Source organism: Streptomyces sp. NPDC059456, assembly GCF_042750055.1.
Taxonomy (GTDB): domain Bacteria; phylum Actinomycetota; class Actinomycetes; order Streptomycetales; family Streptomycetaceae; genus Streptomyces.
Genome location: NZ_JBHYVA010000596.1, coordinates 1 through 5,390 on the forward strand (window position 1 = coordinate 1; position 5,390 = coordinate 5,390).

Annotated in this window: 6 protein-coding genes; 2 read left to right on the top strand and 4 right to left on the bottom strand. The window is 73.7% G+C overall.

Annotated features, from left to right (window positions below):
• Positions 1 to 824: penicillin-binding transpeptidase domain-containing protein (locus tag ACFXA3_RS34285; protein ID WP_385193425.1), on the top strand; the 824-nt coding region annotated here is incomplete at its 5' end.
• A 59-nt stretch (positions 825 to 883) separates the two neighbouring features.
• Here the strand turns inward: ACFXA3_RS34285 and ACFXA3_RS34290 are convergent.
• Genes ACFXA3_RS34290 through ACFXA3_RS34305 form a run of 4 tightly spaced genes read right to left on the bottom strand, consistent with a single transcriptional unit; the run spans position 884 to position 4,720 of the window.
• The gene (locus ACFXA3_RS34290; protein ID WP_385193428.1) at positions 884 to 2,053 is read right to left on the bottom strand and encodes a serine hydrolase domain-containing protein; all 1,170 of its coding nucleotides are present in this window, start codon (positions 2,051 to 2,053) and stop codon (positions 884 to 886) included.
• Between the two features lie 51 nt (positions 2,054 to 2,104).
• A complete protein-coding gene (locus ACFXA3_RS34295; protein WP_385193431.1) occupies positions 2,105 to 2,902 on the bottom strand; it encodes an energy-coupling factor ABC transporter ATP-binding protein in 798 nt (265 codons plus the stop codon).
• A complete protein-coding gene (cbiQ, locus tag ACFXA3_RS34300) occupies positions 2,890 to 3,651 on the bottom strand; it encodes a cobalt ECF transporter T component CbiQ (protein ID WP_385193434.1) in 762 nt (253 codons plus the stop codon). The genes ACFXA3_RS34295 and cbiQ overlap by 13 nt, the downstream gene beginning before the upstream one ends.
• Position 3,652: 1 nt before the next feature.
• The gene (locus ACFXA3_RS34305) at positions 3,653 to 4,720 is read right to left on the bottom strand and encodes an energy-coupling factor ABC transporter permease (RefSeq protein ID WP_385193437.1); all 1,068 of its coding nucleotides are present in this window, start codon (positions 4,718 to 4,720) and stop codon (positions 3,653 to 3,655) included.
• A gap of 181 nt (positions 4,721 to 4,901) precedes the next feature.
• On the opposite strand from ACFXA3_RS34305, the gene ACFXA3_RS34310 reads away from it, so the two are divergent.
• Positions 4,902 to 5,339: an SsgA family sporulation/cell division regulator gene (locus ACFXA3_RS34310; RefSeq protein ID WP_385193440.1), complete on the top strand. Its 438-nt coding sequence runs from the start codon at positions 4,902 to 4,904 to the stop codon at positions 5,337 to 5,339.
• The last annotated feature ends 51 nt before the right edge of the window (positions 5,340 to 5,390 follow it).

Consider the following 5,390-nt stretch of genomic DNA (forward strand, 5'->3'; position numbering starts at 1 on the left):
CCGTCCAGCCGAGCAACGGACACGTCCTGGCGGTGGCCAACCACCGGACGGACGGCTACAACGCGGCGATGTGGGGAGCACGGGCCCCCGGCTCGACGATGAAGATCGTGACGGGGGCGATGCTGCTCGACCGGGGCGTGGTGGCGGCCGACCGGCCGGCGGAGTGCGTCAAGGAAGCCCAGTGGGGCGGCCGCACCTTCCACAACCTGAACAACTTCGAGCTGCCGGGCGCGAGCTTCGCGACCGCCTTCGCCAAGTCCTGCAACACCGCCTTCATCAAGGAGATCGACGACGTCAAGGACGACGCGGCGCTCTCCAAGGAGGCCCGGGAGGTCTTCGGCATCGGCCTGGACTGGAAGACGGGCGTCAAGTCCGTCGACGGCAAGGTCCCCGAGGCCTCGGGCGCCGCGGCGGCCGCCGCGTACATCGGGCAGGGCCAGGTCACCATGAACCCGCTGAACGTCGCGTCCATCACGGCCACGGCGCGCGCCGGCCGGTTCCACCAGCCGCTGCTGGTCCCCGCGGACCTCGACGGCCGGACGGTCGCGACGGCGGCGCGGCCCATGAAGGCCTCGGTGCAGAAGCAACTGCTCTCCATGATGCGGCTGACGGCGACCAGCGGGACGGGCGCGGCCGCGATGTCCTCGGTCGGCGGCGACAAGGGCGCCAAGACCGGCTCGGCGGAGGTCGACGGCGCGGGCAGCCCGGACAGCTGGTTCGCCGGATACAGCGACGACGTGGCCGCGGCGGCGATGGTCGAGGCCGGCGGCCACGGCGGCGACGCGGCGGGCCCGATCGTGGCCTCGGTGCTGTCCGCGTCCTGAGGGACGGCGGGGCCCGGGAGGGAGCCGGGGCCGGGGACCGCAGGCCGGCCCCCGGTCCCTCAGAGGGAGGCCTTGACCGCCCGGACCAGCGCCTGGGCCCGGGGGTCGGCCGTGACCGACTTGGCGTGGGCGTTGGTCACGTAGCCGAAGCCGATCCCCGCCTCCACGTCCGCGAAGGCCAGCGACCCGCCGCGCCCCGGATGCCCGAAGGACGCCGGGGACAGCAGCGGGGACGCCGGACTGTGCAGCATGTACCCGGGGCCGAAGCGGGTGTTGACGACCAGTACCCGGTCCGGCCCGGCCGAAAGCTCCGTACCGGCCAGCCGGAGCGTGTCCGGGGTGAACAGGCGCGTGCCGTCCTCGGTGTCGCCCAGCAGCGCCGCGTACACGCCGGCCAGACCGCGCGCGGTGCCGATGCCCGCCGACGCCGGGAGTTCGGCGGCCCGGTACTCCGGAGCGTTCTCGTCGGGCAGCGGGGTGATCGCGGCGAACGCCCGCCGGGTCAGGGACTCCGGGTCGGCGTACGCCTGCGCGACGTTGCGCTTGGGCCGCGTCCGCAGACCCCCCGCGGTCTCCGGCGGGTCCACCGGACCCACCCGGCCCACCCGGCCCGACTCCGCCTCGGCCTGCGGCAGGCCGATCCAGAACTCCAGCCCCCGCGGGCCCGTGACCTCCTGCGCGAGCCACTGGCCCAGCGAGGCCCCGGTCACCCGCAGCACCAGCTCCGAGAGCAGCCAGCTGTACGTCTGCGCGTGGTAGCCGTGGTCCGAACCCGGGTCCCAGAAGGCCCGCTGCTCGGCGACGGCGCGCGCCCCGGAGAGCCCGTCCGCGGCCTCGGCGGGCGTCAGCGGCACGTCCAGGGCCGGCACGCCCGCCCGGTGCGCGAGCAGGTCCCGGACCAGCGCGCGCTCCTTGCCGCCCGCCTTGAACTCCGGCCAGTACGCCGCCACGGGCGCGTCCAGGTCGAGCAGTCCTCGCTGGTGCAGCAGCAGCGGAACGACGGCCGCCACGCCCTTGGTGGCCGAGCGCACCACCTGCGCGGTGCCCGCCTCCCAGGGCCCGCCCGCTGCGCCGTCGACGTCCCGGGGGCCCGCCCACAGGTCCACGACCTTGCGGCCGTCCCGGTACACGGCGACCGCCGCGCCCCGGTCCCCGAGCACCTCGAAATTGCGTACGAAAGCGTCCCGGACGGCCTCGAAGCCGGCCGCCACCTCACCCTGGATGTTCACGAGCGGTCCAACAATCACCTGGTCCGACTTATGCCACGCCTTGTGCCGCGCCTATGCCACCGACACGGAGCGCGGGTCGAAGCCGAAGGGGAGCTCCAGACGGTGCGCCCGCATCAGCTCCCCGTCGCACAGCAGGTCCTGGGTGCGCCCGTCGGCCGCGATGACACCGTCGCTGAGGATCACCGACCGCGGGCACAGCTCCAGCGCGTACGGCAGGTCGTGGGTGACCATCAGCACCGTGACGTCCAGCGAGCGCAGGATGTCGGCGAGCTCGCGCCGTGACGCCGGGTCCAGGTTGGACGAGGGCTCGTCCAGGACCAGGATCTCCGGCCGCATGGCCAGTACGGTCGCCACCGCGACCCGGCGGCGCTGCCCGAAGGACAGGTGGTGCGGCGGCCGGTCCGCGAAGGCCTCCATGCCGACCAGGGCCAGCGCCTCGTGGACCCGCGCCTCCAGTTCGGGGCCGCGCAGTCCGGCGGCGGCCGGGCCGAAGGCCACATCCTCGCGCACGGTCGGCATGAACAGCTGGTCGTCGGGGTCCTGGAAGACGATGCCGACCCTGCGCCGGACTTCGGCGAAGTTGCGCTTCTCGACCGGCAGCCCGGCCACCGTCACGGTGCCGACACCGCCGCCGAGGATGCCGTTGAGGTGCAGGACCAGCGTGGTCTTGCCGGCGCCGTTGGGGCCGAGGAGGGCCACCCGCTCGCCCTGTCCGACGGTCAGGTCCACCCCGAAGAGGGCCTGGTGCCCGTCGGGGTAGGCGTACGCGAGGCCGGCCACCTCCAGCGAGGCGGGAGCGGGCGGGGGCGTGGGAGAGGCGGGAGCGGGCGCAGGGGTCACAGGGTCCATCCCATCAGACAGACGGCGAGGGCCGTCGCCGGGAGTGCGGCCGCGTACGCCCACTGGGCGCGGGTGGCCACGACGTCGTCGATCACCGGCATCGAGCCGGCGTAGCCGCGGCTGACCATCGCGAGGTGGACCCGCTCGCCGCGCTCGTAGGAGCGGATGAACAGGGCTCCGGCGGTCTTGGCCAGCACCCCCCAGTGCCGGATGCCGCTGGCCTCGAAGCCGCGCGAGCGGCGGGCGATGGACATCCTGCGCAGCTCGTCGGTGATCACGTCGCCGTACCGGATCATGAACGAGGCGATCTGCACGAGCAGCGGCGGCAGCTTGAGCCGCTGGAGCCCGAGCAGCAGCGCGCGCAGTTCGGTGGTCGAGGCGAGCAGGACGGAGGCGGCGACCCCGAGCGTGCCCTTGGCCAGGACGTTCCAGGCGCCCCACAGGCCCGGGACGCTGAGCGACATGCCGAGCACCTCCACCCGCTCGCCCTGCGCCACGAACGGCATGAGCACGGCGAAGGCCACGAACGGGACCTCGATCAGCAGCCGCCGCAGCAGGAAGCCGGCCGGGATCCGGGCGGCCGCGGTGACCGCCGCGATCAGGACGGCGTACAGGCCGAAGGCCCACACCGCCTCGCGCGGTGTGGACACGACGACCACGACGAAGCCGAAGGCCGCGGCCAGCTTGCAGTGCGGCGGCAGGGCGTGGATCGGCGAGTGGCCGTGCCGGTAGAGCTTGTGGGCGTGGCCCGCGCCCATCTCAGACCGCCGCGGACGCGGTCGAGGAGGCGGAGGCGGCCGGCAGGTCCTGCGCGCGCCGGCGGCGCACGGTCCAGAAGATCCCGGTGCCGACGGCGACGGTCGCGCCGACGCCGATGACGCCGGCGAGGCCGCCGGAGAGGCGGGCGTCGCCGATGTCCTTGACGCTGTAGTCGGCGAGCGGGGAGTCGGCGGTGGCGTGCTCCTTCACCTTCTGGTCGATGCCCTTGTCGGCGGCGACCTTCTCCAGGCCGTCGGGGCTGGAGGAGGCGTAGAAGGAGACGAAGCCGGCCAGCACGAGGGCGGTGACCAGGCCGGTGACCCACACCGGCTTCGTGGACCGGGCGGTGGCGGGCGCCGGGGCCGGTGCGGCGGCCGGGGCGTCGACCAGCTCGCCGCCGACGCGCAGCTTCAGCGGCGCGGCCAGCCCGCGCGCCCCGTGCACCAGGTCCGGCCGTACGGCGAGGACGGCGCCCACGGTCGCGGCGGTGATGACGGCCTCGCCGATGCCGATGAGGACGTGCACGCCGACCATGGCGGTGAACACCTTGCCGAGCGGGACGTCGGTGGTCCCGCCGAGGGCGTACAGAAGGGTGAACATGACGGCCGCGCCGGGCACCGAGAGCAGTGCTCCGGCGAAGGCGGCGACGGTGACCGAGCGCCGGGTGTCGGGCAGGAGCTTCAGCAGGCCGCGGAAGACGGCGTAGGCGACGACCACGGTCACGACGGCCATGTTCATGACGTTGACGCCGAGGGCGGTCAGGCCGCCGTCGGCGAACAGGACGCCCTGCATCAGCAGGACCACGGACACGCACAGGACACCCGTATAGGGGCCGACGAGGATCGCGGCGAGGGCTCCGCCGAGCAGGTGTCCGCTGGTGCCGGCGGCGACGGGGAAGTTCAGCATCTGGACGGCGAAGATGAACGCCGCGACGAGCCCGGCGAGCGGGGCGGCCCGCTCGTCGAGTTCCCGGCGGGCGCCGCGGAGGCTGACGGCCACCGCGCCCGCGGCTGCGACACCTGCGGCGATGGAGACGGGGGCATCGATGAAGCCGTCGGGCACATGCATGGGGGTGCTCCGCTTCCTGCGGTCGTTGAGCTGACAAAATCTTTAGCCGCTCAAGAATAGTGCCCAGTTGCAAATAGTTGGCAAGAGCGTCCACAGCACAAATACGGCCGCGCGGATTCGCGGGAATGTGCGAGGCTGGGGGCACTACGGACGCATATGTTCCGATTAGAGGAGTCTTGTCGTGCCAGCCACCGCCGAGAATCCCCCCACGACGGCAGCGGCCACCGGTGCCGCCACCGCCGTCGCCACGACCGCCGTCGCCGCCGTCGTCGTCGAGGACCGCGTCACCGCCCGCGTGATCAGCGACGACCCGCTCTTCCGGAAGATCCCCGTCGCCCTGCGCTTCGCCCCCGCCGAGCCGCTCGCCGTACGGGTCGTCTTCCCCGCCGGCCTCTCCCCCGAGGGCACCGACAACGAGTGGGTCTTCCCCCGGGCCCTCCTCGAAGCGGGCCTCCAGGCCCCGACCGGCACCGGCGACGTCCGCGTCTGGCCGTGCGGGCGCGTCCAGGCGGTCGTCGAGTTCCACTCCCCCGAGGGGGTCGCGGTGGTCCAGTTCGACATCGCCGCGCTGCGCCGCTTCCTGCGCCGCGCGAACGCCGCCGTCACCCGTCAGGCCTAACGGGCCCGGACGGAACGGGACCGGCCCCGCACCTGACGATCAGGTGCGGGG

Excerpts from the sequence above, each read along its gene's own strand:
- ACFXA3_RS34295 (WP_385193431.1), bottom strand. The coding sequence starts at position 2,902 with ATGGACCCTGTGACCCCTGCGCCCGCTCCCGCCTCTCCCACGCCCCCG.
- ACFXA3_RS34305 (WP_385193437.1), bottom strand. The coding sequence starts at position 4,720 with ATGCATGTGCCCGACGGCTTCATCGATGCCCCCGTCTCCATCGCCGCA.
- cbiQ (WP_385193434.1), bottom strand. The coding sequence starts at position 3,651 with ATGGGCGCGGGCCACGCCCACAAGCTCTACCGGCACGGCCACTCGCCG.